The sequence below is a fragment of the Porphyrobacter sp. SLTP genome, from assembly GCF_009905735.1.
Taxonomy (GTDB): domain Bacteria; phylum Pseudomonadota; class Alphaproteobacteria; order Sphingomonadales; family Sphingomonadaceae; genus Erythrobacter.
Genome location: NZ_JAAALE010000028.1, coordinates 1 through 24,356 on the forward strand (window position 1 = coordinate 1; position 24,356 = coordinate 24,356).

24 protein-coding genes, 1 other RNA gene and 1 pseudogene are annotated in these 24,356 nt (G+C 65.4%); 11 read left to right on the plus strand and 15 right to left on the minus strand.

Annotated features, from left to right (window positions below; translation table 11 throughout):
• Positions 1-810 (minus strand): TPM domain-containing protein (locus tag GVM20_RS15715; protein WP_502706202.1); only part of this gene is annotated, 810 nt, incomplete at its 3' end.
• A 5-nt stretch (positions 811-815) separates the two neighbouring features.
• Positions 816-1,418, minus strand: coding sequence for a LemA family protein (locus GVM20_RS15720; RefSeq protein ID WP_166548135.1), 603 nt, complete (start codon positions 1,416-1,418; stop codon positions 816-818).
• 168 nt (positions 1,419-1,586) lie between these two features.
• Between GVM20_RS15720 and mscL the strand changes: the two genes are divergently transcribed.
• The gene (gene mscL / locus GVM20_RS15725; protein ID WP_166548136.1) at positions 1,587-2,009 is read left to right on the plus strand and encodes a large conductance mechanosensitive channel protein MscL; all 423 of its coding nucleotides are present in this window, start codon (positions 1,587-1,589) and stop codon (positions 2,007-2,009) included.
• A 100-nt stretch (positions 2,010-2,109) separates the two neighbouring features.
• Positions 2,110-2,465: a transfer-messenger RNA gene (ssrA, locus tag GVM20_RS15730) on the plus strand.
• A gap of 82 nt (positions 2,466-2,547) precedes the next feature.
• On the opposite strand, the gene GVM20_RS15735 is transcribed toward ssrA, so the two are convergent.
• The 5 genes from GVM20_RS15735 to GVM20_RS15755 form a co-directional block, all read right to left on the minus strand.
• Entirely contained in the window at positions 2,548-2,955 is a 408-nt protein-coding gene (locus GVM20_RS15735; RefSeq protein WP_166548137.1) for a GxxExxY protein, read from the minus strand.
• 28 nt (positions 2,956-2,983) lie between these two features.
• Entirely contained in the window at positions 2,984-3,244 is a 261-nt protein-coding gene (locus GVM20_RS15740; protein WP_166548138.1) for a hypothetical protein, read from the minus strand.
• Positions 3,245-3,336: 92 nt separating this feature from the next.
• Positions 3,337-4,584 (minus strand): N-succinylarginine dihydrolase, encoded by a 1,248-nt coding sequence (locus GVM20_RS15745; protein ID WP_166548139.1) that lies wholly within the window; start codon positions 4,582-4,584, stop codon positions 3,337-3,339.
• A gap of 88 nt (positions 4,585-4,672) precedes the next feature.
• A complete protein-coding gene (locus GVM20_RS15750; protein ID WP_166548140.1) occupies positions 4,673-5,689 on the minus strand; it encodes an arginine N-succinyltransferase in 1,017 nt (338 codons plus the stop codon).
• Positions 5,686-6,882: a hydrolase gene (locus GVM20_RS15755; protein ID WP_166548141.1), complete on the minus strand. Its 1,197-nt coding sequence runs from the start codon at positions 6,880-6,882 to the stop codon at positions 5,686-5,688. Before GVM20_RS15755 ends, GVM20_RS15750 begins: the two co-directional genes overlap by 4 nt.
• A gap of 124 nt (positions 6,883-7,006) precedes the next feature.
• Between GVM20_RS15755 and GVM20_RS15760 the strand changes: the two genes are divergently transcribed.
• Positions 7,007-9,103, plus strand: coding sequence for a malate synthase G (locus GVM20_RS15760; RefSeq protein WP_166548142.1), 2,097 nt, complete (start codon positions 7,007-7,009; stop codon positions 9,101-9,103).
• Here GVM20_RS15760 and rsmA read toward each other — a convergent pair.
• From rsmA to GVM20_RS15780, 4 genes are all read right to left on the minus strand, one after another.
• The gene (gene rsmA, locus GVM20_RS15765) at positions 9,100-9,927 is read right to left on the minus strand and encodes a 16S rRNA (adenine(1518)-N(6)/adenine(1519)-N(6))-dimethyltransferase RsmA (RefSeq protein ID WP_166548143.1); all 828 of its coding nucleotides are present in this window, start codon (positions 9,925-9,927) and stop codon (positions 9,100-9,102) included. The genes GVM20_RS15760 and rsmA overlap by 4 nt on opposite strands.
• Entirely contained in the window at positions 9,914-10,945 is a 1,032-nt protein-coding gene (gene pdxA / locus GVM20_RS15770; protein ID WP_166548144.1) for a 4-hydroxythreonine-4-phosphate dehydrogenase PdxA, read from the minus strand. Before pdxA ends, rsmA begins: the two co-directional genes overlap by 14 nt.
• On the minus strand, positions 10,942-12,249 hold the full coding sequence (locus GVM20_RS15775) for a peptidylprolyl isomerase (RefSeq protein WP_166548156.1): 1,308 nt from the start codon (positions 12,247-12,249) through the stop codon (positions 10,942-10,944). The genes pdxA and GVM20_RS15775 overlap by 4 nt, the downstream gene beginning before the upstream one ends.
• Positions 12,250-12,500: 251 nt before the next feature.
• On the minus strand, positions 12,501-14,807 hold the full coding sequence (locus tag GVM20_RS15780) for an LPS-assembly protein LptD (protein WP_166548145.1): 2,307 nt from the start codon (positions 14,805-14,807) through the stop codon (positions 12,501-12,503).
• Positions 14,808-14,930: 123 nt separating this feature from the next.
• On the opposite strand from GVM20_RS15780, the gene GVM20_RS15785 reads away from it, so the two are divergent.
• The 5 genes from GVM20_RS15785 to GVM20_RS15805 all read left to right on the plus strand — a co-directional run bounded on the left by GVM20_RS15785 (position 14,931) and on the right by GVM20_RS15805 (position 18,020).
• The gene (locus GVM20_RS15785; protein ID WP_166548146.1) at positions 14,931-16,391 is read left to right on the plus strand and encodes a leucyl aminopeptidase; all 1,461 of its coding nucleotides are present in this window, start codon (positions 14,931-14,933) and stop codon (positions 16,389-16,391) included.
• 24 nt (positions 16,392-16,415) lie between these two features.
• Positions 16,416-16,577: a DUF2256 domain-containing protein gene (locus GVM20_RS15790; RefSeq protein WP_166548147.1), complete on the plus strand. Its 162-nt coding sequence runs from the start codon at positions 16,416-16,418 to the stop codon at positions 16,575-16,577.
• A complete protein-coding gene (locus GVM20_RS15795) occupies positions 16,577-16,993 on the plus strand; it encodes a hypothetical protein (protein ID WP_166548148.1) in 417 nt (138 codons plus the stop codon). The genes GVM20_RS15790 and GVM20_RS15795 overlap by 1 nt, the downstream gene beginning before the upstream one ends.
• A complete protein-coding gene (locus GVM20_RS15800) occupies positions 16,990-17,424 on the plus strand; it encodes a DNA polymerase III subunit chi (RefSeq protein ID WP_166548149.1) in 435 nt (144 codons plus the stop codon). The genes GVM20_RS15795 and GVM20_RS15800 overlap by 4 nt, the downstream gene beginning before the upstream one ends.
• A gap of 83 nt (positions 17,425-17,507) precedes the next feature.
• The gene (locus tag GVM20_RS15805; protein ID WP_166548150.1) at positions 17,508-18,020 is read left to right on the plus strand and encodes a hypothetical protein; all 513 of its coding nucleotides are present in this window, start codon (positions 17,508-17,510) and stop codon (positions 18,018-18,020) included.
• A gap of 5 nt (positions 18,021-18,025) precedes the next feature.
• Here the strand turns inward: GVM20_RS15805 and GVM20_RS15810 are convergent, their stop codons facing one another.
• A complete protein-coding gene (locus tag GVM20_RS15810; RefSeq protein ID WP_166548151.1) occupies positions 18,026-18,664 on the minus strand; it encodes a dioxygenase family protein in 639 nt (212 codons plus the stop codon).
• Positions 18,665-18,835: 171 nt separating this feature from the next.
• Here GVM20_RS15810 and ndk point away from each other — a divergent pair, with 171 nt between their 5' ends.
• The gene (gene ndk, locus GVM20_RS15815; protein ID WP_072673444.1) at positions 18,836-19,258 is read left to right on the plus strand and encodes a nucleoside-diphosphate kinase; all 423 of its coding nucleotides are present in this window, start codon (positions 18,836-18,838) and stop codon (positions 19,256-19,258) included.
• A 141-nt stretch (positions 19,259-19,399) separates the two neighbouring features.
• On the opposite strand, the gene GVM20_RS15820 is transcribed toward ndk, so the two are convergent.
• Genes GVM20_RS15820 through purM form a run of 3 tightly spaced genes read right to left on the minus strand, consistent with a single transcriptional unit; the run spans position 19,400 to position 22,684 of the window.
• Positions 19,400-20,605, minus strand: coding sequence for a sulfotransferase family protein (locus GVM20_RS15820; protein ID WP_234032064.1), 1,206 nt, complete (start codon positions 20,603-20,605; stop codon positions 19,400-19,402).
• Positions 20,605-21,570 carry a phosphoribosylglycinamide formyltransferase gene (gene purN / locus GVM20_RS15825; RefSeq protein WP_166548152.1) on the minus strand — a complete coding sequence of 322 codons (966 nt, stop codon included), beginning with the start codon at positions 21,568-21,570 and terminating at the stop codon, positions 20,605-20,607. Before purN ends, GVM20_RS15820 begins: the two co-directional genes overlap by 1 nt.
• Positions 21,563-22,684: a phosphoribosylformylglycinamidine cyclo-ligase gene (purM, locus tag GVM20_RS15830; RefSeq protein WP_166548153.1), complete on the minus strand. Its 1,122-nt coding sequence runs from the start codon at positions 22,682-22,684 to the stop codon at positions 21,563-21,565. The genes purN and purM overlap by 8 nt, the downstream gene beginning before the upstream one ends.
• Before the next feature lie 120 nt (positions 22,685-22,804).
• On the opposite strand from purM, the gene GVM20_RS15835 reads away from it, so the two are divergent.
• Complete coding sequence (locus tag GVM20_RS15835) at positions 22,805-24,043, plus strand: heavy-metal-associated domain-containing protein (RefSeq protein ID WP_234032065.1); 1,239 nt, start codon at positions 22,805-22,807, stop codon at positions 24,041-24,043.
• 10 nt (positions 24,044-24,053) lie between these two features.
• Positions 24,054-24,356: pseudogene (locus GVM20_RS15840) on the plus strand (ATPase); the annotation flags it as partial.

Here is a 24,356-nt window from a genome sequence, read left to right on the forward strand (position 1 = left end):
GAATGAGCCGCCACCGCCCGAAAAACCGCCGCCGCCGCCAAATCCGCCACCGCCGCCACGACCGCCGCCGCCCGAGATCATGCCGCGCGCGATCGCACTGCCGACTTCCCACAGGATCACATCGCGCGCTGTGTCTCCGAGACCGCGACTGCCCCACGGGCCATCACCCTTGGAGCGATACTTGCGCCGCCGCCCGCGCCCGGCGAGGATCGGGAGGACAAAGAAGAAGAACATGAAGGCAAGCCAGATAAGCACGCCGATCGGAAAGCCCCCGTCGCTCTCGCGCGCGCTGCCCGCCTCGGCGGCCACCTTGGCGGCTTCCTCGGGCGGCAATTGCAACTGGGCGATGATCGCGTCGGTGCCTGCCTCGATCCCGCCGGGGAAATCGCCATCGCGAAAGGCGGGCAATATCTGATTCTGGATGATGAGCGAGGACAGGGCATCGGTAAGATAGCCTTCAAGGCCATAACCGACCTCGATCCGCACCTTGCGATCATTCGGCGCGACGATCAGCAGCGCGCCGTCGTTGCGGGTCTCGTCGCCAAGGCCCCAAGCGCGGCCCAGCTGGTAGCCGTAGTCGGAGATGTCGTAGCCTTGCAGGTCGGGAATCGTGGCGACCACCAACTGCCGCTGCGACTGCGTTTCCAGCGTCTCCAGCTTGGCGGTCAGCCGCGCTTCGACTTCGGGCGTGAGGATATCGGCATTGTCGACCACGCGGCCCGAGAGCTCGGGAAACTTCGGCTGCGCCGCGAGCGGAGACGCGAACAGCGTCCCCGCCAGTGCGAGCAGGATGAGAAGCGACCGGATCACGCCGCTCAGTTACTCGTCATGTCGAGCTGCGGGGCGGCTTCGGCGCCCGCTGTCACGGCCTTGTAAGGCACCATCGGTTCGGCGCCATGGATGATGTTCGCGCCGATTGAATCCGGGAAGGTGCGGATCGTGGTGTTATACTTGCGCACCGCCTCGTTGTAGTCGCGGATGGCGACAGCGATGCGGTTCTCGGTGCCTTCCAGCTGGCTTTGGAGCGCAAGGTAGTTCTGGTTCGACTGGATGGTCGGATAGGCCTCGACGCTGGCGAGCAGGCGGCCGATCCCGGCGCCGAGTTGGCTCTGCGCGGCGGCGAACTGTTCCATCTTTGCGGGATCATTGAGATCATCGCCGGTGATATTGACGCTGGTCGCCTTGGCGCGGGCTTCGGTCACCTGCGTCAGGATCGTGCGCTCGTTCTCGCCCGCACCCTTGGTCACTTCGGCAAGGTTGGGGATGAGGTTGGCGCGGCGCTGGAATTGCGCTTCGACATCGGCCCACTTGGCCTTCGCCTCTTCCTCGGCGGTCGGCACCGAGTTGATCCCGCAAGCGGCAAGGCTCATCGCCGCGACAGCCGCAAAAGCGCCGCGCAGCATGATGGAAAATTGCATAGGTCGATCCCTCCTCAACGCACGGGCGGACCCGGCAGCGTGTTCCTGTATTGTGGATATAGCACACCACTTGGCCGGTTCAAGCGGTGGACGGGCAGCATGCGCGGCTTGGCAGGCGCAGATGTGAGTGCCAGAACATGGTAAAGACCACGCATAAAGGGGATCACCATGCTGTCGGAATTCAAGGCATTCATCGCCAAGGGCAATGTCATCGACCTCGCCGTAGGGGTGATTATCGGCGCGGCATTCGGGGCTATCGTCAAGTCGCTGACGGATGATATCATCATGCCATTCATCGGCTGGATCGTCGGCAGCATCGACTTTTCGGACATCTACATCGTGCTGTCGGGCAATGTCGCGCCCGGCACGTCTCTGGCTGCTGCGCGGGAGGCTGGGGCTGTGGTGCTCGGCGTGGGGGCGCTGGCGTCGGTTGTGATCAATTTCCTGATCCTCGCCTTCATCATCTTCCTGATGGTGCGCTATGTGAACAAGGTCACCGCGCAGTTTTCGAAGTCTGAGGAAGCGGCCGCACCTACCGGTCCGACCGAGATCGACCTGCTGATCGAGATTCGCGACGCGCTGAAGAAGTAAAAATATTGCTGTGAGCCCCCGCAAAGGCGGGGGCCTCGCACAGCTTGGTGCTGGGTCGTCGGGAGGTTCCCGCATGCGCAAGAACGCACAATCAGGCTACTCACTTCACATTCAGGATTGCCGCGCTATATCACTCGGTGCCGGTTTCGACCGGATATGGCGATAAATTGCTGCGTGCAATAGATGCAACGGACCCGGGGGCAGTACCCGGCGGCTCCACCAGAAGCGGCGGTCAGAAATGACTGACCACAACTCCTGACGGGGCCGAACCAGGATCGACGTGTGTTGAAAAGCGTAGTTTTTGCCCGGGCTGAGTAACCCGCATAAGGCTCAAAAACCATAAGTGCCAACGATAACGAAGCACTCGCAATCGCTGCGTAATTGATGGGCTAACGCCCTTCTTTTACTAGGCTAAAAAGCGCGGTTGGACCGAACCGGGCAACAGAATCGGAGACCGGGCGTCCGGGGGTACGTAGCAACAGAAACCCCCACCTGATTTTTTCACACAAAGCCGCAAAGACACAAAGAGGTGCGCCGATCATGGGCGGGGGCCGGCGTCATATCCGTTGGTGATGCGCTTTAGGCCGTCCTTGAACAGCGGCTGCCCGAAATTCATCAGCAGACCGAGCGGCAGCTTCGTGAGCCGCAGATAGGTCAGCACCTGTTTGCTGTAGGCTGGGTGAAGGCGTTCGACCGACTTTAATTCGACAACCAGACGGTTAGCGATCAGGAGGTCGATTTTGAAGGCATTCTCGATGAGAATGCTATCATAATCAATGTTGATCGGCAGCTGTCGTGCGACCTCAATACCGCGCTGGCGCAGCTTCTCGAACAGGATCATTTCATAAGCGGATTCGAGCAGACCGGGACCGAGGTCCTGATGTAACCGAAAGCCCATATCGATGACCACAGTGACCAGCGCCTCTAGATCGTCATCACGCGACATCTTTGTGTCTTTGCGGCTTTGTGTGAACCTAATCGCCCGGCGCGGTCTGCGTCCGCAATTCGCGTAATTCCGCCACTTCTTTCTCCAGCTTGATGCAATCGAGGATCTTCGCGCCGGCAAGGAACACCGCGCCGGTGGTTGCGAGAAACAGCAGTTTGCCGCCAAAGCCGGGATATTCATGGAGATAGACCATGCCCCGCGCGCTCGAGCCCAGCGCAAGCGCGTAGATGATCAGAAACGCTTCAAAGCGGTTCTTGATCACAAACAGCCTTCCGAGCTTGCGCAGCATGGCGTCTCCCGATTGTTCTGCGACTGGGCTACGCCTGAGTCGCTTTAAGGTTGAGGTAACCTTAGGCGCGGAGCGCTCTCCCACCAAATGCGTTAACCAAGCTGTGCCAGATCGAGCGCATCCAGCAAGGCCAGCCGTGCGGCAATCACGCTGGCCGCCAGACTGTCTGAACCAATATCGGATGGGTCAATTTGTTCAGGCCACGTCCGGGCAATGACGCTTTCGATGAGGTCGGCCTTGGCTTCATCAAGCAGGAAGCGCGGATCGACCGTCGCAGGATCGCAGACCACACGCAGGCGCAGGCACGCAGGGCCGCCGCCATTGGCCATCGACTGGCGCACATCGACGGGGATAACTTGCCGGATCGGGCCGTTTCCAGCGAGCATGGTTTCGACCCAGCCCCACACGCTCGGGCTTTCGCGGCATTCCTCGGGCACGATCAGCGCCATCTCGCCGGAGGGCAGGGTGAGCAGCTGCGCGTTGAACAGATAAGTGCGGATCGCCTCCTGCAAGGTGACCGCGCTGGATGGCACCTCGACCACTTCGAGCGCGGGGAAGGCGGCACGGATCGCATCGTAGGCACCCTGTTGGTCGGCAAAGGCCTCGTCATGGGTGAACAACACGCGGCCATTGGCGACCGCGACCACATCATTGTGGAAAGCGCCGGCCGCAATCGCATCGGGGTTCTGTTCGATGAACACGGTGCGCGCCGGATCGAGCCCGTGGCGGCGAGCGACAATGCGGCTGGCCTGTTCGTGCTGACGCGCGGGGAAGCGGCCACCGGTCTTGCCGTAGACAAAGACCTCGACGCCGGGGGTTTCGTGGCTTTCGCACAGCCGCATGTGATTGGCTGCGCCTTCATCGCCGAAGGTGGGCGGCACGGCGTCGTGGATCGCGAAGTGGCGGGTGTCGCCGAACGCGACCTCAAGCTGGCGCTTGGTGTCCGGCCATTCCTGCGCGCGGTGGAGCATGGTGACAAGGTTGGCGGCCGTCAGGTGGCAGCGCCCGTCGGCTGTGTCGGGTGCGGGGCTGACAGTGGCGGCATTGGCGGTCCACATCGACGAGGCGGACCAAGCCGCGGCGCGCAGCTGCGGCGGGGTGGTCTCGTCCAAGGCCAGCGCATCGAGCAGACCGTGATTGGGGCGGGGCAGCGGCAACAGGAAGCCTTGCACCCCCAATCGCGCCAGATTGCCGCGCATCTTGGCCATGCCTTGCAATGCCGCGGCGCGCGGGAAGGACGGATCGCCCGCATTGTTTGCGCTAGCGATATTGCCGAGGCTGAGGCCCGCATAGTTGTGCGAAGGGCCGACGATTCCGTCGAAATTGATTTCGGTGAGCATTCCTCTGTCCGTTCGGTTCGAGAGAAGTCGAGAACCCCCTGCTTGGCCGTGTCTCGACTTCGCTCGACACGAACGGGGACGGGTCAAACTAGCGCGCCACGCTCCACACCATGTCGCCTTCGCACACATCGAGCAGATCGGCGCTGGCCGAATCGATCGCGATGCCGCCCTCTGCATCAAGCACCCGCGCTCCGAAGCACGCCCGGAAGGTGCCGAGCCGCCCGGTCGCCAGAATCGCGCGCTCGCCCTCGGCCACAGACAGCGCGGTGACTTTGCGCAAGGAGCTGTTCTTGACGCTGGTGACGCTGTCGGTGCGCGCGACCATTGTCGGCCCGCCGTCGAAGATGTCGACATAGCCTTCGGCGCGGAAGCCTTCGTCCTCCAGCATCCGCATCGCCGCGCGGCCGGTGGGGTGGGGGACGCCGATGACGCTCCGCGCATCCTCGCTCAGCATGGCGATATAGACCGGGTGCTTGGGCATCAGGTCAGCGATGAACTGGTTGCCGTTGATCGCGTTGAAATAGTCCGCGTCCTGGAAGCTCATCCCGAAGAACCGCCCCGCGACCCCGTCCCAGAAGGGCGACCCGCCGCGCTCGTCGATGATGCCGCGCAGCTCGGCCAGAATACGGTCGGCAAAGCGTTTGCGGTGCATCGCCACGAACAGATAGCGCGAGCGGGCGAGCAGTAGGCCGAGGCCCCCGGCGCGTTCATTGGGATGGAGGAACAGCCCGCCGACCTCGCTCGATCCTTCGAGGTCGGTGACGAGGCTCAGCAGTTCGGCCCGCACCGTGCGGTCAAGCTCCTGCGAATACTGGGTCAGAGTGTTGAGGCGATAGGAGTAGAACGGCCAGCGTTGGCCAACCTGGCTCATCAGCTGACACGTACCGCGCACCGCGCCCGTGCGGGCGTCTTCGAGCACAAGCACGAACAGCTCGTCGGCCAAGGTGTCGGTATCCTTGGCAAAGGATGCCTCGGCCCGTTCGAGCTTGTTCTTGAGCGCTGCGCGGTCAGGCGGGAGGTTGGTGAACCCGCCGCCCGTGAGCTTGGCCATTTCGTACAGCGCTTCGAGATCGGCAGAGCGCGCGGCGCGCAGACGGAAGGTCAAGACAGGGCTCCTTGAGCAAGTCGGGTGATGACGCGAGCAGACAGGGCCGCGCGGGACACAAGGCTGGGGACGATCAGATATTCGTCCGGGCTATGGATCGCGCCGCCGCGCACGCCCATGGTGTCGACCACCGGGACGCCGCAGGCGGCGATATTATTACCGTCACACACGCCGCCGGAGGCTTGCCAACGGATGTCTTCGCCCAGTTCGGCCCCGCAGGCGCGCACCAGATCGAACAGCTTTTGCGCCTTGGCATCGACCTTTTTAGGCGGGCGGGTGACACCGCCATGGCGATGAGTGGCGACGCCGTGCGCGGCCTGAATGTCGATCAGCAAGTGGCTGAGCGCATGATCGAACGCCGCGCCCGCCTCGACCGTCCTGGGGCGGATGTTGAAGCGCAGCACGGCATGATCGGGCACGACATTATTGGCTGCGCCGCCTTCCAGCTTGGCCGGGTTGATCGTGATTTCCGGCGTTTCCAGCGCCTTCAACCGCAGGATCAGATCGGCCGCGGCGACAATCGCGTTGCGCCCCTCGTGCGGATTGCGCCCGGCGTGAGCGGACTTGCCGGTGACAGTGATCGAATAGTTCCCCGTCCCCCCGCGCTCATGCGCCAGGGTGCCATCGGGCAGGGCGGCGGGTTCATAGGTCAAGGCGGCGAGCTTGCCTGCTGCCAGCTCGGCAATCAGCGCGCTGCTAGCGAGTGAGCCGGTTTCCTCGTCCGAATTGATCAGCACATCATAGCCGAGGCCCGAGGCGCTGGCGGTCTGCTCGAACGCCATCAGCGCGTGGAGCATGACGGCGATACCGCCTTTCATGTCAGCAACACCCGGCCCGTTCAGCGTCTCCGCGTCGAGCCAGCGCAGACGCTGGAAGGCATGGTCGGCGGGGAACACCGTGTCCATATGCCCGGTCAGCAGGATACGGCGATTGGCTTGGGGCCGCACCCGCACCACCAGATGCTGGCCGTGGGGTTTCTGGATGGCAGAACCATCGGCGGCGATCGCGGTCACAGGCGCGGGGTCGACCAGTTCGACCGTGCCCGGGAGCACCGCAAAGGCCTCAGCCAGCGCGGCGGCTTGCTCGGCGAGCCCGGAGAGATTCGCGGTGCCGGTGTTGATCGCGCTCCACGCTTCGACCTGCGCCAGCATGGCAGCGCCGTCGATCGCGGTCAGGGTCCCATCCTCTCTCATGCCCCCCCTCTAGCCGTGCGCGGGCGCGGGGCCAACCCGTTGCAATCGCGTCTCCCCTGCGCCATAGCGCCAGCCGTCCTCTCCTCCCCAGGCCACGCCCTTTGCTAGCCCCACGAGGACACCAATGACTGACATGACCACCCGCGCCGGTTTCACGATCGATTCCCGGCTGGCGAGCTTCCTTGAAGCCGAGGTGCTGGGGCCGTTGAGCCGCGACGTGGAGGCCTTCTGGCAGGGCTTTGCCGCGCTGCTGTCCGCGTTCGCGCCGCGCAACCGCGCTCTGCTCGACAGGCGCGAGGCGTTGCAGGCACAGATCGATGCGTGGCACATGGAGCGGGCCGGAAAACCGCATGATGCAGCGGCATACAAGGCGTTGCTCACAGATATCGGCTACCTTGTTCCCGAGCCGGGCGACTTCCAGATCGGCACGCAAAACGTCGATCCCGAGATCGCCACGATGGCGGGGCCGCAGCTGGTGGTGCCGATCCTCAACGCCCGATTCCTGCTCAACGCGGCGAATGCCCGCTGGGGGAGCCTGTATGATGCGTTCTACGGCACTGATGCGCTCGATGCGGCTCCGGCGCGGCCCGGCGGCTATGACCCAGCGCGCGGCGCAGCGGTGATCGCGCGGGGGCGGCAGTTCCTCGATTCGGCGTGCCCCTTGGCCACTGGCAGCTGGGCCGATCTGGCAGGCCGCGAAGCCATCACGCTCGCCGATCCTGCGCAATACATCGGTGAGACGAAGAAGGGCGTTCTTCTCAAGAACAATGGCTTGCACATCGAAGTGGTGTTCGATGCCAGCACGCCTGTGGGTTCGACTGACATGGCGGGTATCGCCGATATCATCGTCGAAGCCGCGCTCACCACCATCGCCGACTGCGAAGATTCGGTCGCGGCGGTCGATGCTGAGGACAAGATGCTGGCCTATACCAATTGGCTCGGCATCATCCGCGGCGACTTGTCGGAAAGTTTTGCCAAGGGCGGCAAGACGCTCACCCGCACGCTCGCGGGCGACAAGAGCTACACTGCGCCCGATGGCACCACCCACACGCTTCCCGGCCGCAGCCTGATGTTCGTGCGCAATGTCGGCCACCTGATGACCAACCCAGCGATCCGCCTGCCCGATGGCTCGGAAATCCCCGAGGGCATCATGGACGCGGTCTTCACCTCGGCGATCAGCACGCTCGATGTGGAAGGCCACGGCAAGTTCGGCAACTCGCGCTGCGGCTCGATCTACATCGTGAAGCCCAAAATGCACGGGCCGGAAGAATGCGCCTTCACCAATGACCTGTTCGATGCAGTGGAAGACCTGCTCGGCCTGCCGCACCACACGATCAAGGTCGGCGTGATGGACGAGGAGCGCCGCACTTCAGCTAACCTCGCCGCCTGTATCCACGCCGTGCGGGACCGAATCGTGTTCATCAACACAGGCTTCCTCGACCGGACGGGCGATGAAATCCACACCTCGATGCGCGCCGGGCCGATGCTGCGGAAAGGTGCTATGAAGGGGAGCGATTGGCTCAAGTCCTATGAGGCGAGGAACGTCGCCATCGGCCTCAAGCACGGCCTGTCGGGCAAGGCGCAGATCGGCAAGGGCATGTGGGCGGCGCCTGACCTGATGGGGCAGATGATGGTCGAAAAGATCGCCCACCTGCGCGCGGGCGCGAACACCGCATGGGTGCCGTCGCCCACCGCCGCGACGCTCCACGCGCTGCATTATCATGCCGAGGATGTTTTCGCGGTGCAGAAGGGGCTGCCTGAGCCGATGGGCCTCGACGCGCTGCTGAGCATCCCGCTGGCGCAGGGTGCGAACTGGTCCGAAGCGGAAATTGCCGAGGAGCTCGACAACAATTGCCAAGGCCTGCTCGGCTATGTGGTGCGTTGGGTCGATCAGGGCGTCGGCTGTTCCAAGGTGCCCGACATTAACGATGTGGGCCTGATGGAAGACCGCGCGACCTTGCGCATCTCCTCGCAGCACCTCGCCAACTGGCTGCTGCACGGCGTGGTTACCGAGGCGCAGGTGATGGACTCGCTCGCCCGCATGGCGGCCAAGGTCGACGTGCAGAACGCAGGCGACCCGCTTTACGAGCCGCTCACCGGCAACGAAAGCGGCGCGGCCTTCAGCGCGGCCAAGGAGCTGATCTTCAAGGGGGTCGAACAGCCCAGCGGCTACACCGAACCGCTGCTTCATGCTTGGCGGTTGCGGAAGAAGGCGGGTTAGGTCAGCGCCCGCGCCAGGGCCGTAAAATCCGCCACGCTGACCGTCTCGGCCCGCCGCGTCTCGTCGATGCCCAGAGCCGCCAGCGCTTCCAGCGCGCCCGGCACGCCCTTGAGGCTCTGGCGCAGCATCTTGCGGCGTTGGCCAAAGGCGGCTTCGGTGAGGCGTTCGAGCATCCGGGCCGAGACGCCCTCGGGCATGGCGGCGGGGGTGACGTGGACAATCGCGCTCATCACCTTGGGCGGCGGGGTGAAGGCGCTGCGGTGGACCTTCATCGCCAACCGCGCCTCGGCCCGCCATTGGGCCAGCACGGCGAGGCGGCCATATGCGTCGTCTCCGGCGTCCGCGACGATCCGGTCGGCGACTTCGCGCTGGAACATCAGGGTGAGAGACTGCCAGAGCGGCGGCCATGCCTCGCCCGAAAGCCAGCGCACGAACAGCGCGGTGCCGACGTTATAGGGCAGGTTGGAGAGCACGTGGAAGGGCGCGCCGTGCATCAGCGCATTGTGATCGAGCTTTAGCGCATCGCCCTCGATCACCGTCAGCTGGCCGGGGAAGGCCTCGCCGAGTTCCGCCAAGGCAGGCAGACAGCGGCGGTCCATCTCGATCGCGGTGACGCGTGCGCCCGCGCGGAGCAGAGCCCGCGTCAGGCCGCCGGGGCCGGGGCCGACTTCGAGCACCTGCTGGCCGGTGAGGTCTCCCGGAAGCGCGGCAATGCGGGCGAGCAATTGCTCATCCAGCAGGAAGTTCTGCCCCAGCGCTTTGGACGCGGCGAGGTTGTGGCGCTGGATGACCTCGCGGATCGGGGGGAGATCAGGCACCGGCATTTGCTCGCGCGACGGCCATTTCGGCCGCCATCACAATGGCTGCTGCCATCGCACCGGGATCGGCCAGACTTTGCCCCGCTATGTCGAAGGCGGTGCCGTGATCGGGCGAGGTGCGGATGATCGGGAGGCCGAGGGTGACATTGACGCCTTCGTCGAACTCCAGCGCTTTCAATGGGATAAGCGCCTGATCGTGATACATGCAGAGCGCCGCGTGATAGCCCGTGCGGGCCCGCGGCGTGAACAGCGCATCGCCGGGGACGGGGCCGAAAGCGGCGATCCCCTCGGCCTGCAAGGCGGCGATGGCTGGGGCGATGATCCGCGCTTCCTCATCCCCGAACTTGCCGCCTTCGCCCGCGTGCGGGTTGAGTGCCGCTATCGCAATCCTGGGATGCAATATTCTGAAATCCCTGCGTAATCCGGCCGAGACAATGCGCGCTTTGTGGGTGATCAGCTCGGCCGAAATCAGCGCCGGCACCTCGGCCAGCGACACGTGGACTGTCAGCGGTACGGTGCGCAAGGACGGGCCGGCCAGCATCATCACCGCATCGCGATAGGGCCGCCCGCAGGCGTCGGCGAGGAATTCGGTCTGTCCCGGATAATCCCAGCCGATTGCGGCCAGTTCCCCTTTGGAAATCGGTGCGGTCACCAGCCCTGCGGCGACTCCCGACAGCGCGAATTTCGTGCCCCATTGCAGCGAGGCAAGGGCCAACCGGGCGCCATCCACTGCGGGATGACCGGGCAATGATATGCCATCCAGTCCGGCAAGAACCGGCAACCCGGCGCCGGCAGCGAACATCGCTTCGGCCGGGTCGGCAATCGGCACGATCGGGCAGTCGATTCCAAGCCGTTCGGCCAGCCCGCGCAGCAATTGCGGCCCGCCGACCACGAAGGCGGGAGGCGCGCGGCGTTCAGCCCGCAAGCGCATCCATGCGCCAAGGATCACCTCCGGCCCGATCCCGGCCGGATCGCCGAGGCTGATCGCAAGCGGCGCGGCCGGGGATGGGGCGTGCGGCGTCAATTGTATTCGATGTAGGCGTCGTTACGCAGATCGCGCAAGAAGCGCTGGGCGCGCTTGTTGACGCGTTCTTCTTCCAGCTGATCCATCACGGCGGCAAAGGTCGGGGCGCCCGCATCCTTGGGATCGTCGCGGCCGCACAGCATGAACACCCGCACGCCTTCCTGGATATTGCCGAACGGCGGGGTGGTCTGCCCGATCTGAAGGTTGAGAATGATGTCGCGCAGCTGCGGCGGCAGCACCTCGGCCTTGATCTGGTCGTTGGTCACGACGTCCGCGCCGATTTTGGCCGCGCTCGCTTCAACATCGGCGCAGCCGCGCAGACCGTCAACGAAGGCGCCGAATTCATTGACGCGCGCTTCGGCCTGGGCCTGCGTGACGCCCGCCGGGAACATGACCGAGATTTGCTTCAGGTTCAGCACCGCCTCGTTCGGATCGGCCATCAGCACCTGACGCTTGTTGATGAGGTACAGGATCGAGAAGCCGCCCGGAATTTCGATCGGCCCCTGCAACTGCCCGGCGCTCATCGTGCGGGCCGCCGCGGCGAGCTGCGGGGGAAGCTGGCCCAGCCGCACCCAGCCCAGATCGCCGCCGACGACGGCAGTGGTCGCTTCGGAGTACTGGCGCGCATAGGCAACGAAGCTGCCGCCCTGCTGCAATTGCTGGACGATCTGCTGGGCATTGGCGAGCACTGCCGCGCGGTTTTCGCTGGTGGCGGACAGGAAGATTTCGCCCAGTCGGTATTCGTCGGTGCCCTTGGCTTCGTTCATCCGCTTGAGCGAATCATTGACCTCTTCGGCCGAGACATTGACGAACGGCATGATGTTGCGGCGCAGGAGGTTCTCCCACGCGGCTTCGCCTTCGATCTGGCGCTTGAGCGAGGCGGGAGAGGAACCGATCGAAAGCAGATATTCGTCCATCTTCTTCGGATCACCGCCGAAGTTCTGGGCGGCAAGCTGCTGGTAGGTCTGTTCGACTTCCTCGCGCTTCACTTCCATTTCGGCGGCGGCAGCGGCCTGGATCTTGAGCGTTTCGTCGATCAGGTTGCGCAGCACCTGCACCCGCAGACGCAGCATTTCCTCGTCGGAAATCGCGGCATCCGATGCCGCCGTCACCAACGCCACGCGCATATCAATATCGGTGCCGGTGATAACGAAGCCATTGACGATGGCGGTCGCCGTGCGGCGGTCGGGATCGGCCTTGCCGAACAGGGTGATGTCTTCGGGCAGGCCGAAGGGATTGTCCGCGGTCGGCACGGCGACGGTCTGGGCCGGAGCCGCAACCGGCGTCAGCGCAAGGCCGATCATCCCGGCCACCGCCAACGCGGTTCCGGTTCGGGCAAACAACGCCTTGGAAAACAGCTTTACACTCACTCGTTCATTCCCGTTCTTTAGCCTGACGTATGGCCAACCATGTCGCGCGACCCCTCACGCAATGTGCCGCCAATGTTCTCTACCGGCTTAATGGAAGCTGAGCCTCGCCCGATCCCAATGGCGTGGTCGGCTTGCTTTAGGCGGCTTCCTTAACGCCATTTGCCAAGCCTGCCAATTCGCGCCGATCAGCGGAAGCCCAGATTGCGAATCGCGAAGAACAGCTGGAACGCATTGCCGCGCCGCGCATCGCCCGCATCGATGAAATCGCGCCGCCAGGTGGCACCGAATTCGATACAATCGTCGGCATAGGCCACGCCGAGCCGGGTGCGGATCGGTTCGAACCCGTCGGGCTGGAACACCGGATCTTCGTCCGCGTCGGTGAGGTTGAACACGCCCGATCCGAACACCGACCATTTGCGGCCGATCGCAACCCGGGCCGCCGCGCGCAGTTCCTCGCGGTCGCGCAAATCTTCCACCGTGGCGATGTCGCGGTTCAGCCGCAGGTAGCCAACTTCCAGATAGGTCCGGCGCGAGCCGACGGTCGCGTCGATTTCGTTGCGGCGGATCGCGAAGTTGTCCTTGTCGAGCCGGAAGCGGTGGGTGAAGCTTACCAGATTGCGGAACCGGACTTCGGTGCGACCGACGAAATCGGACACCCGTTCGGACAGGCCGGTGCCTTCCGGGAAGATATCGTCACGCGGGGCCTCCAGCCGGAACGACTGGCCGATGGTCGACCGCACCCGCCAGCCGGGACGCTGCAATTCCCAGTCGACGCCCCAGGTGACGCGGCTGCCATCCTCGACCCGGTCGTAGCCGGGGAAGCGGTTGAGCGCGAACAGGTTGGAATCTTCCAGATCAATCGCGCGCGCATCTTCATTGGGAACGTCGAGATTGCGGATCTTGGGGCTGGCGACGATCTGGACGCGCGGCTTGAACACCTGCGTGCCGCCGAACGCCTCGCCCACGAAGGGCCATTCGATGTCGAGCGCCGCTGTGGCGATGCCGCGCGTCGTCCAGCCTTCGGTGCCGCGGTAGCTGGCGGTGGTGGTCGCGATGCTGTTGTTGGTGTTGTACACATCGCCGCGCACCAGCGCAGTCAGGGTGACGACTTGCCCCAAGCCGGTCAGCCGCTTCAGATCCCACTGCGCCCCGGCAAAGGCACGTTGGGTGTCCTGCCCGTCATTGCGCAGGAGCGCGAGGCTGTTTGCCTGAAACTGGACATTGCCGCCCAGCACCGGATCAGCGAGCTTCTGGCGGAAATCGATCGCGGGCAGGGCCAGCGGCACCTGCCCCTGATCGGCGTTCAGCCGCAGCGTCTGGGTCGCCCAGCCGGCCACCGACAGATAGGAGCGGTCCGTGATCCGTTCGAGATTGACGGTCGAACGCAGCCGGTCATCGCGGCTGATATCGTAGCGGCGCAGGAAGGTGCGGTCCGATGCCAAGCGGATCGAGGAGGTGAAGCTCCAGTCGGGCGAAAACTGGAACCGGCCATTGGCATCAAGGTAGCCGCGCGGATCGCTCTGGAAGCTGTCCGCCCCGGTGAAATCGGTCAGGCGGTCGCTGAAGGTGCCATAGCCGGTGATCTGGTAGGCGCCCTTGTCAGTGAGGTGCCGCCACTTCGCGCTCGCCATCGGGGCCACGTTGGAGAAGACATAGGCGCCCAGCGTCAGATCGCGGTTGTCGCCGAAGCGCCAGTAGTATTCGCCGGACAGTTCCAGCCCGTTGACCTGCGTGATCCGCACATCGGGAACGAGGAAGCCGGATGTGCCCTTGCCGTCCGTCCGAAACCCGAGACCCGGCAGCGGCAGGATACGCGCGCCGAACAGTTCGAGCACCGCACCCGAAAAGCTGACGACGCTGGTCTTCTGATTGTAAATTACCCGCTTGGCCGTGATTCGCCAGCTGGGATCGGTAGCGCAGCCTTCGGCATCGACCACCGGGCAGGCGCTGTAGGCGGCATCGGTCAGCACGGCGACGCCGTCCTCCCCGCGCTCTGCCGATCGCGCGGCGAGCCGGCCACCGGCGCGCAGGGCGATGAGGAGTTCGCTCATCGCGCCGGTATCGAATTCTTCGGTGAGTTCGACCTGGTCGGTGAACAGCTGGTTGCCTGCCTCGTCCACCAGCCGGATATTGCCGCTGGCGATGATCCGGCCCGACGTGCGGTCCCAGACCACCTCATCGGCGCGCACCGAGCGGTCTTCCGAGCGCAGGATCACATTGCCGCGCGCGGTGACGGTTTCCGTTTCGTTGTTGTAGCTCAGCTCGCGGGCTTCGAAATCGATCTTCCGCGGCGCGTCAGCCTCGGCGGGTTCCGACGGGGCGGGTTGGGGCGCTTCGGCTTGCGCAACAGCACCTGCGTCCTGCGCGGCGAGCGGCGCGGCTGTCCCCAGCAGGGCCAGCACCAAGGCCCAAAGCGGCGCACCAGCCCGTCCCGGAACGCGCTGGGCATGGCACGCGCCGTCCCGCGATCCGTCTGACAAGCCTCCCGACATGGCCTTGCCTATTGCACCGCTCGGGCCTAATCGCAATCGCGTTTGCGCCCCCCGGCGCGCGGCTCGTCGCACGTGCTGGACACCATGACCGCATGACCGACCCTATGCTTCTTCGGAGTACCCATGCAAATCCATCTTACCGCCACCCCTCCCACCGATATTCGCCTGCACGCGCGGGTGATCAATCAGGGGGCGGCGATCTCCGGCCTTGATGCGACATTCGTTGAAGGCGCGGCGGCTTCGCGTTTTACGGGCCGGGCCGGGCAATTGTTTGAAGGCTTTGCGAACCTCGGCGGTTCGGTCAAGCGGATCGCGCTGGCTGGCGCGGGGGAAGCCGATGCCGCTGATCGCCGCGCGAACTTGGAACGCGCAGGCGCCGCGCTGACCGCGAAGTATTTGGCTTCGGGTGAGACGGCGATGGTGGTCGATCTTGCCAATGCCGGGCTTTCGGCGGACGACGCGGCGGCCGTATTGCTAGGCCTGCGCCTGCGCGGCTGGCGGCACGACAAGTACCGCACGCGCCTTGCAGCGGACAAGCGCCCTTCGCTGACCACGGTGCACGTCACCGGCGCGCCCGAGGGCACGGCCGCTGCGTGGGAGCGGGAATCCGCGCTCGCCAAGGGGGTGGAGTTCACCCGCGGACTGGTGACCGAACCGGCCAACATCATCTACCCCGAAACCTTTGTTGCCGCGTGCGAGGAAGCCTTCGCTGGCACCGGCGCGGAACTGACCGTGCTGGGCGAAGCGGAGATGACCGCGCTCGGCATGGGCGCGCTGATCGGCGTCGGGCAGGGCTCGGAGCGCGAATCGAAGATCCTCGCGATCCGCTGGAACGGCGGAACGTCGGGCGACAAGCCGACCGTGTTCGTTGGCAAGGGCGTGACCTTCGACACGGGCGGTATCTCGCTGAAGCCGCCGCCGGGCATGGAAGATATGAAGTGGGACATGGGCGGCGCGGGCGCGGTGGTCGGCGCGATGTTGGCGCTGGTCAGCCGCAAGGCCAAAGCGAACGTGATCGGCGTCGTCGGCCTCGTCGAGAACATGCCCGATGGCAAGGCGCAGCGCCCCGGCGATGTCGTCACCACGATGAGCGGCCAGACCGTCGAAGTGCTCAACACCGATGCCGAGGGCCGGTTGGTGCTGTGCGATGTTCTGCACTGGGCACAGGAGCAGTATGACGCGGCCCGGATCGTCGATCTCGCCACGCTGACCGGCGCGATGATCATCAGCCTCGGCAATGAATATGGCGGGATGTTCGCCAATGACGACACGCTGGCGGCGCAGCTCTCGGCAGCGGGTCTGACCAGCGGTGACAAGCTGTGGCGGATGCCGCTCGGGCCGAATTACGACAAGCTGATCGATTCGCCGATCGCCGACATCAAGAACGTCGGCCCGCGTGAGGCTGGCTCGATCACCGCCGCGCAGTTCATCCAGCGCTTCATCAAGAACGGCACGCCGTGGGCGCACCTCGATATCGCGGGCATGGTCTGGTCGAACAAGCCGGGTCAGACGTGGGAAAAGGGCGCGACCGGATACGGCGTGCGTCTGCTCGACCAGTTTGTCCGGGATGTGGCGGAAAGCTGAGCGGGAGGTTCCGTCATCCCCAAGATGCGGAAAAAGTCGGATTTGCCGACCAAAACCTGCCTCGCCTGCGGGCTGCCCTTTACGTGGCGCAAGAAGTGGGAGCGGGATTGGGACAATGTGAAGTATTGTTCCGATCGCTGCCGCGCGAATGCGAAATCGGGCGGCGAGGGGCGGGGGACGCAGTGATGCGTAAGGCTGTGCGGCTCGGTTTGGCAGCGGCGATGCTGGTGACGGCAACGCCAGCCATGGCGAGCGACTTTTCGGGCATCGGGCGGTTCTTCCAGTGGGGAATTGCCGCCATCATCGTGCTGATCGCGATTCCAGTTGTCCTGATCGCGCGCAGGCGCCAGCCGGGCAGCCGCGAAGGTAGCGCCTGCCTCGCCGCAGCGACCAGCATCATGTTCGCGCCCGCAATTGTCTACCGCGATCACGATCAATGGGTGCCCATGCCCTTTCCCGGCTCGCTGGTAGCGATGGTCGACGGGTCTTGGGCGGAACTGTGGCCGGTGCCGCTGATCTCGATGGTGGTTGGCGCGGCCGGGCTGTTTTGGCTGTTCGAGCGCAGCAATTCGGCCAGATCTGACCCCGATAGCGCGCCATGAAGCTCGATTTCTGGCAATACACCCATGACCCGCTCGAAAAGGTCGTCGCCCTGATCGCCAAGCGCGCGCTGGGGGAGGGCGAGCGGGTGCTGGTTGTCTCTGCCGATGCCGAACAGCGCGCCGTGATCGCTCGGGCGCTTTGGCAGGCGGGGCCGGAGACCTTCCTCGCCAATGGTGAGGCGGACGCGCCGGGCGCTGAGCTTCAGCCGATTCTGCTATCGACCGACATTGCCGCCAGCAACGGGGCGAGCCACCTGATCCTGGCCGATGGGACTTACCGCGAAAGCAGCGGATTTGCGCGCGTGTTCCTGCTCTTCCCGCCCGACGCTGCCCCCGCTGCCCGGCTCGCTTGGCGGGCGCATGACGGGCGCGAGGATGTTACACGCGCCTATTTTGCGCAGGAAGACGGGCGCTGGGTGAAGAAGGGCTAGCGCGCGAAGAGGGGCGGAGGGGCTTGCACCCGCGCTTGCGATAAGAGATGCTGCCGCCCGCTGCGATAGGGGGGATTTGGGCAATGAAACGGTTGGCATTGGTGATGGTGTGCGGCGGCGCTTTGGCGCTGGCGGCTTGCGGATCGGAAACCTCGGGCGAATTCACCACGGCAGACGGCGAGAATGCCGAATACACCATCGACAAGGACACCGGTGAAACCAGCATGACGATCAAGGGCGAGGATGGCGAGGCCACCTTGCGATCAGGCGCGGATGTGCCGGTCAGCCTGCCCGCGGGCTTTACCCTGTTTCCGGGTTCCAAGGTCATCACCAACACGGTCGTCAATCAGCCCGACGGACAGGGTACGATGGTCGCGTTCGAGGCCGACGCGCCCGCCGATAAGGTGGTCGCTCACTACCGCGATGCGGCCAAGGCGGCCGGGTTCGACATCCAGCTGGAAATGACCACCAACGGCACCGTGATGATCGGCGGTGAGCGCAAGGCGGATGAATCGTCGATCTCGGTCACCGCCACCACCGGCGATGACAGCGCGACCACCGGTCAGATTATCATCGGCACCAAGAAGGGCGGCTGACCGCTTCAGCCTTCGCCGAGAACGATGTCCCAGCGATAGCGGTCAGCTTCCGCCTGCGCCGCCATGGCGGTGACGGCATCTTCGCCAAGCTGGTTGTAGAGCGCGTCCTTGCTGTTGGTGGCGTGATCCTCGCTGAAATACATCTGCGTGATCAGACGGTGCTGGCGGCCCTTGATGTCGAAATGGATATGCGGCGTGCGGTGGCCGATCGGGCTGTCATAGCCTGAAGGCTTGATCGTGGTGATCCGCCATTCGCCGCTCGGCCCGGTCATCAGCCGGGCATAGCCCTGGAAATTGGGATCGAGCGGGGCGGTCGCGATGTCGCCCGGATGGGCATAGCGTCCAGCCGCGTTGCACTGCCAGATTTCCAGCTCAGAGCCGCTGACCGGATTGCCCTTGCGGTCGAGCACGCGGCCCGTCACCTCAATCACCCGGCCGAGCGCACGCCCGCTGTTGCCCTTGATCAGGGTCATGTCGAAATCATCGTCGCCCGGGCGCAGGATCGGATAGAACGGCCCGATCGGCCCGCTGGCGGTTTGCGCGGGTGTGGCGGCGCGGGCGATGCCGCCGGTTGCGACCAAACCGGCGGCAGTGAGTGCCGCACCAGCAAAATGCCGACGCGAAAGCGTGTGGTTGTAATCCATGATGTTCCCCCCGGAGCGCCCTGTCGTGGCCATATCACACCGCCGTCATGAACGAAACCGCGCCGAAGCAAACGTCGCGCGTGCGGGGATGCTTGCCATTTTGCAGCGCAGCATCTACGGGGCGCGGCCAATATCCCCCTTACCAGAACAGACGTTCACAGGAGCATTATCATGGCGGTCACCCGCACCTTTTCGATTATCAAGCCCGACGCCACCCGTCGCAACCTGACCGGCGCCGTCACCAAGATGCTGGAAGACGCCGGCCTGCGCGTCGTCGCGTCCAAGCGTATCCACATGACCCGCGAACAAGCCGAAGGCTTCTACGGCGTGCACCGTGAGCGTCCGTTCTTCGGCGAACTCGTCGACTTCATGATGAGCGAGCCGGTGGTGGTGCAGGTGCTCGAAGGCGAAGACGCCGTGACCCGCAACCGCGACATCATGGGCGCGACCAACCCTGCTGACGCTGCTCCGGGCACGATCCGCAAGGAACTGGCGCTGTCGATCGGCGAGAACACCGTCCACGGTTCGGATTCGGAAGAAAACGCCGCGATCGAAATCGCCTTCTTCTTCAACGAAGACGAAATCGTCGGCTAAGGCTTTGCGCCTTGCGACATTGAAAGGGCCGTCCCGATGGGGCGGCCCTTTTGCTTTGGGTCACACTCCGTTCGTGTTGAGCGTCGTCGAGACACTTTGCTATGGCCTCTCGACTGCGCTCGACACGAACGGAGTGCGGTGTCAGTCCGCCCCCGCAAACCGCGCCAGTTGCGCGGCGTGGGCGTGGTGCTGGCCCGCTTCGCTCGCCGCCATCACGTTGTGCATCGCCAGCAGCGCAGACCCGGTCAGCGTGATGCCAAGATCGGCATAGCAGCGCGCAATCGCGCCCTCCCAATCGGCGTTGAGGTCTTCAAAGGTCAGCCGCGCAATCGGCCCCTGCCAGTCCGCCAGCGCCTCCGCCATGCGTGCTTCGCGCAAGGCGATCTTGTGCCGCCAGCGCGCTTCGATGCTGGCGAGGTCACAGCTGTCCGACTGGATCGCCATCTGGTTCGCCGCGAGTGACACCGCGCTGCGCAGCACTGCGTCATGCGCGCGGTGGGCGATCACCAGCCGCGCATCGGGGAACAGCGAGAGCAGCGTGGTCAGATCCTCGGCAAAGGCAGGGACTTTAAGCACGCGCGGCTTGTCTGCCACGCTGCGGATAGCGGCATCGGTGCGCAGGATGCGGGCAAACTCGCGGTAGACCGGCGCCGGGTCGCGTGCCTCACTCCACGCCGAATAGGCCGGGATATGCCACTGCGATTCGTAGATCGAATGGTGCAGCGCGGCGCTGAGCCAGGCCAGTTCCTCCTCGACGCCGCTCGCCGCCATCGGGTGGATCGACTGCATCCACGGATTGAGCGCGCCGAGCATGACCAGCTCCAGCGCCGCCTTGAACCGGTTCATGCCGAGCCGCGCAGGCACGGGGTGATAGGCATCGCAATAGCGGGTGTGCGAAAAGGCCGGATCGGCGGCGAGCAGCGTGTGGATGCGGGTCGTGCCGCTGCGCATATGGCCGATGACGATGATCGGCGGCGCGAGGGGTGTCTCCAGCAGTTCGGGCCGTTCCAGCCACAAGGCGCCGAAGGCCAGCCGGTTCTTCACCACCCGCGACAACTGCCCCCAGGCCATCGCGCGCCCAAGCGGGTTGAGATCGGCCTCCTGCGCTGCGGCCGCGATCAGCCGCGTGAGCCGCTCGCGGAAATCGGCGACATCGTCGTCCGAGCGCCCGCCATGCTCTGCCGCCTCGGCCCGCGCGCCATAGGGCTTGGCGGCCAGTGCCCACAGCGTGTCAGGATCAAGCGCAGGCGGAGGCAACCAGCCACGCTCCCACGCCTTGCCGAGAAAGGCATTGGCGCGGGTCGCGAGCGGGCCTCGGGCCAGGAGGTGATCGCGGGTGGGCGCCATCAGAATTCGTCCGCGATGTCCAACATCCGCGTCAGCCGCTTGGGTGCGATACTGCGCCAGCTGCGCTGGAGCCACTCGGCGATCGCGTCCCAATCCACCCCCGGGCGGTTGAGGATGATCCCCACCCATCCGCTCGCGCCGTAATAGGCGGGTTTGAAGTAGACCTCGGGCTGGCTTTCTACGAGGCTGAGCAGCTCGTCCATGCCCCCGGTGCGCACCAGCAGGGCGATGTGCGGCGTGCCGTGGTGCTGATCGGCGAAATAGGCGAAATACTTGCCGGTCTTCTCGCCCCCGACGCGAAAGCCGGGGCTGCCGTGGCTTTCGCGCTCATCGGTTTCGGGCAGGGCGAGGGCGAGCGCGCGGACGCGGGCCAGCAGCGCGGCAGGGTCGCGCCAGCGCGACACGTATTCGGCCACGGCGCGGGGGTAGAGCTGATGTTCGGCCAGCTTCACCCGCTCGGCGAGGCTGTCCGGCGTGTCGCCCGCCACAATCGGCACGCGCACCTGCGCCAGCACCTCGCCTGCGTCCAATTCCGGCGTCACCAGATGGACGCTGGTGCCGCCATGACTGTCGCCTGCTGCGATGGCGCGGGCGTGGGTGTCGAGCCCCTTGTACAGCGGCAGCAGCGAGGGATGGATGTTGAGCATCCGGCCCTGCCAGCGTTCGACAAACCCGTCCGAGAGGATGCGCATATAGCCCGCCAGCACGATATGATCGGCGCCCGCCTGCCGCACGGCGGCTTCCATCGCGGCATCATGCGCCTCGCGCGACAGGCCCTTGTGTGGCAGGGCGAAGGTGGCGATCCCCTCGGCGGCGGCGAGCGCGAGGCCGGGAGCGTCAGGATCATTGCTGGCGACCAGCACCACCTCATAGGGGCAGTCGCCAATCCGGCTGGCATAGACCAGCGCGGCCATATTGGTCCCCGCGCCGGAGATGAGGACGGCAATGCGGGCCTTTTCAGCCAAGATGCGTCGCGCTCCAGTCAGCTTTGGCGGACCAAGTTTCGACCGACCCGCGCACGGTGCAGCCCTTGTCGCCCGCTTCGATGCGTCCGACCGGGACAACGGTCTCTCCCGCCGCTTCGAGCCGCTGGGTCACTTCAGCCACGCGGTCTTCGGCCACGGCCAGCACCATGCCGACCCCGCAGTTGAAGGTGCGCGCCATTTCCTCGGGCTCGATATGCCCTTGCGCTTGCAGGAAGGCCATCAGGCGCGGCTGGGGCCATAGGTCGGCATCGACCACCGCGTGCGCGCCATCGGGCAGAATGCGCGGAATGTTTTCGAGAAGACCACCGCCCGTGATGTGGGCGAGGGCATTGATCAGACCCTCGCGGATCAGCGGCAGCAGGCTCGCCACATAAATCCGGGTCGGCGCGATCAGGGCGTCGATCAGCAATTGCTCCTGATCGAACAGGGCGGGGCGGTTGAGCTTCCATCCCTTGTCTGCCGCCAGACGGCGCACCAGCGAATAGCCATTGGAGTGCACGCCCGAGGACGCGAGGCCCAGCAGCACATCGCCGGGGGCAACCTTGTCGCCGGTCAGCTGCTCGCCGCGCTCCACCGCGCCGACGCAGAAGCCCGCGAGGTCATAATCTCCCGGCGCATACATCCCCGGCATTTCCGCTGTCTCGCCGCCGATCAGCGCGCAGCCGGCCATCTTGCAGCCCTCGGCAATCCCGGCGATCACGCGTTCGGCGACGCCGTTCTCCAGCTTGCCGGTGGCGAAATAGTCGAGGAAGAACAGTGGCTCGGCGCCTTGCACGATCAGATCGTTGACGCACATGGCCACCAGATCGATCCCGACGGTGTCGTGCCGGTCATGCTCAATGGCGAGCTTCAGCTTGGTGCCCACGCCGTCATTGGCCGCGACCAGCAGCGGATCATGATATCCGGCCGCTTTGGGGTCGAAAAACCCGCCGAACCCACCAAGTTCGCTGGTCGCGCCGGGGCGCGCGGTGGCCTTCGCCAGTGGGGCAATGGCCTTCACCAGCGCATTGCCCGCCGCGATCGAAACGCCCGCGTCGGCATAGGTGTAGCCGGTGCCTTGCGGCGGGTTGCTCTCGTTTGTCCCCGAAGTCATGCGCAGTCCCATAGCCTTTCGCGCTTGGAATTCCACTCGCCATTGGGCAAAGGACATGGCGTTTTCCCCATGAGCGCGTCTCTTTCCCTTCAGAGCCCCGGTGCTGCCCTGTCTCGCCCCTTGCGGCGATGGCTCGGCGGTGGGGCTTTGGCGCTTGCGCTGCTGGGCGGCGGCTATGCCTTGGTGGCGCAGGTTGCGGGCGAGCGGGGCATTGCGCCCACCGCCGCCAGCGCCGACATCGAGGTCAAGGGCATCACCGTCGATGCGAAGGGCAAGAGCGCCGAAGATGCCCGCGCCAATGGCTGGCGCGAAGCGCAGCGCAAGGCGTGGGAGCAGTTGAAAGGCCCCAAGCTGTCTGACAGCCAGCTCGACGGTTTGGTCTCGGCGATTGTGATCGAGCAGGAGCGGTTGGGCCCGCGGCGGTACATCGCCACGCTGGGCGTCGTGTTCGATCGCCAGCGCGCAGGCTCCTATCTCGGCGGCGCGGCGCAGCAGGTGCGATCAGCTCCGCTGCTGCTGATTCCGGTGCAGGATTCGGGCGGCGCCTATATCACCTTCGAACAGCGTAACCCGTGGCAGCGCGCCTGGGCCGAGTTCAATCCGGGCGCAAGCCGGATCGACTATGTCCGCCTGTCCGGGGCAGGGGGCGATTCGCTGCTGGTCAATTTCGGGCAGACGGGCAGGCGCAGCCGCGCGTGGTGGCGCTCGACGCTGGATCAATATGGCGCGACCGATGTGCTGATGGCCTTTGCCCGGCTCGATCATCAATTCCCGGGTGGGCCGGTGAGCGGCACCTTCACCGCGCGCTATGGCCCCGACAGCCGCCCGCTCGACAGCTTCACGCTCAAGGCCGAGAGCGCCGATGCGCTCCCGGCGATGCTGGCGCAGGCGGTCGAGCGTATGGACGGCATTTTCACCGCCGCGCTCAATTCCGGCACTTTGCGTCCTGACCCGAGCCTGCGTTTCGGGGCCGGGGGCGAGATTGATCCCGCAATCCAGCGGCTGATCGAGATCGGGCGCGCCGCGCAGGCACGCAAGGCCGCAGAAGCGGCAGCGGCCGCCGGCGCGGTGCCGCGGATCGAGGCGGAGCCGGTCGCCGGGGTCGAGCCGGGCGAGGCTGCGGTGCGGAGCATCACGGTGCAATTCGCCACGCCCGATGCCGCCGCGTTTGATTCGGCGCTTGGCGCAGTGCGCGGCACAGGCGGTGTGCGCGGCGTGGGCGTCACCAGCACAGCGATCGGTGGCACTTCGGTGATGTCGGTAAGCTATGCCGGGTCGCTTGAAGACCTCGCCGCGGCTCTGGAAGCGCGCGGGTTCAGCGTGCGGCGCGGGGCCAACGCGCTCGCCATCAGCCGCTAAGGGCGCCGCAATGGGCGAGCCGTCCCAGATTGCCCTCCCGCTGGCGGCGCGTGCGCCTGCTGGCGCGCTGCGGATCGTGGTCGGATCGGCCAATGCTGCGGTGATCGAGGCCTTGCAGACGCCCGAGCGCTGGCCGTTCCATGTCGCCGTGCTGATCGGCCCGCCGCGCTCCGGCAAGACGGTGCTGGGCCGCTGGGCGCAGAGCCTCCACGGCGTAGGCCAGCTCGACGTGATCGACGATGCGGAAACCTTGGACGAGACAGCCCTGTTCCACCGCTGGAACGCCGTGCAGCAGGGCGGGTCGCGCGAGGGC

Excerpts from the sequence above, each read along its gene's own strand:
- GVM20_RS15720 (WP_166548135.1), bottom strand. The coding sequence starts at position 1,418 with ATGCAATTTTCCATCATGCTGCGCGGCGCTTTTGCGGCTGTCGCGGCG.
- mscL (WP_166548136.1), top strand. The coding sequence starts at position 1,587 with ATGCTGTCGGAATTCAAGGCATTCATCGCCAAGGGCAATGTCATCGAC.
- GVM20_RS15735 (WP_166548137.1), bottom strand. The coding sequence starts at position 2,955 with ATGTCGCGTGATGACGATCTAGAGGCGCTGGTCACTGTGGTCATCGAT.
- GVM20_RS15740 (WP_166548138.1), bottom strand. The coding sequence starts at position 3,244 with ATGCTGCGCAAGCTCGGAAGGCTGTTTGTGATCAAGAACCGCTTTGAA.
- GVM20_RS15745 (WP_166548139.1), bottom strand. The coding sequence starts at position 4,584 with ATGCTCACCGAAATCAATTTCGACGGAATCGTCGGCCCTTCGCACAAC.
- GVM20_RS15755 (WP_166548141.1), bottom strand. The coding sequence starts at position 6,882 with ATGAGAGAGGATGGGACCCTGACCGCGATCGACGGCGCTGCCATGCTG.
- GVM20_RS15760 (WP_166548142.1), top strand. The coding sequence starts at position 7,007 with ATGACTGACATGACCACCCGCGCCGGTTTCACGATCGATTCCCGGCTG.
- rsmA (WP_166548143.1), bottom strand. The coding sequence starts at position 9,927 with ATGCCGGTGCCTGATCTCCCCCCGATCCGCGAGGTCATCCAGCGCCAC.
- GVM20_RS15775 (WP_166548156.1), bottom strand. The coding sequence starts at position 12,249 with ATGATCGGCCTTGCGCTGACGCCGGTTGCGGCTCCGGCCCAGACCGTC.
- GVM20_RS15780 (WP_166548145.1), bottom strand. The coding sequence starts at position 14,807 with ATGTCGGGAGGCTTGTCAGACGGATCGCGGGACGGCGCGTGCCATGCC.
- GVM20_RS15785 (WP_166548146.1), top strand. The coding sequence starts at position 14,931 with ATGCAAATCCATCTTACCGCCACCCCTCCCACCGATATTCGCCTGCAC.
- GVM20_RS15790 (WP_166548147.1), top strand. The coding sequence starts at position 16,416 with ATGCGGAAAAAGTCGGATTTGCCGACCAAAACCTGCCTCGCCTGCGGG.
- GVM20_RS15795 (WP_166548148.1), top strand. The coding sequence starts at position 16,577 with ATGCGTAAGGCTGTGCGGCTCGGTTTGGCAGCGGCGATGCTGGTGACG.
- GVM20_RS15800 (WP_166548149.1), top strand. The coding sequence starts at position 16,990 with ATGAAGCTCGATTTCTGGCAATACACCCATGACCCGCTCGAAAAGGTC.
- GVM20_RS15805 (WP_166548150.1), top strand. The coding sequence starts at position 17,508 with ATGAAACGGTTGGCATTGGTGATGGTGTGCGGCGGCGCTTTGGCGCTG.
- GVM20_RS15810 (WP_166548151.1), bottom strand. The coding sequence starts at position 18,664 with ATGGATTACAACCACACGCTTTCGCGTCGGCATTTTGCTGGTGCGGCA.
- ndk (WP_072673444.1), top strand. The coding sequence starts at position 18,836 with ATGGCGGTCACCCGCACCTTTTCGATTATCAAGCCCGACGCCACCCGT.
- GVM20_RS15820 (WP_234032064.1), bottom strand. The coding sequence starts at position 20,605 with ATGGCGCCCACCCGCGATCACCTCCTGGCCCGAGGCCCGCTCGCGACC.
- purM (WP_166548153.1), bottom strand. The coding sequence starts at position 22,684 with ATGACTTCGGGGACAAACGAGAGCAACCCGCCGCAAGGCACCGGCTAC.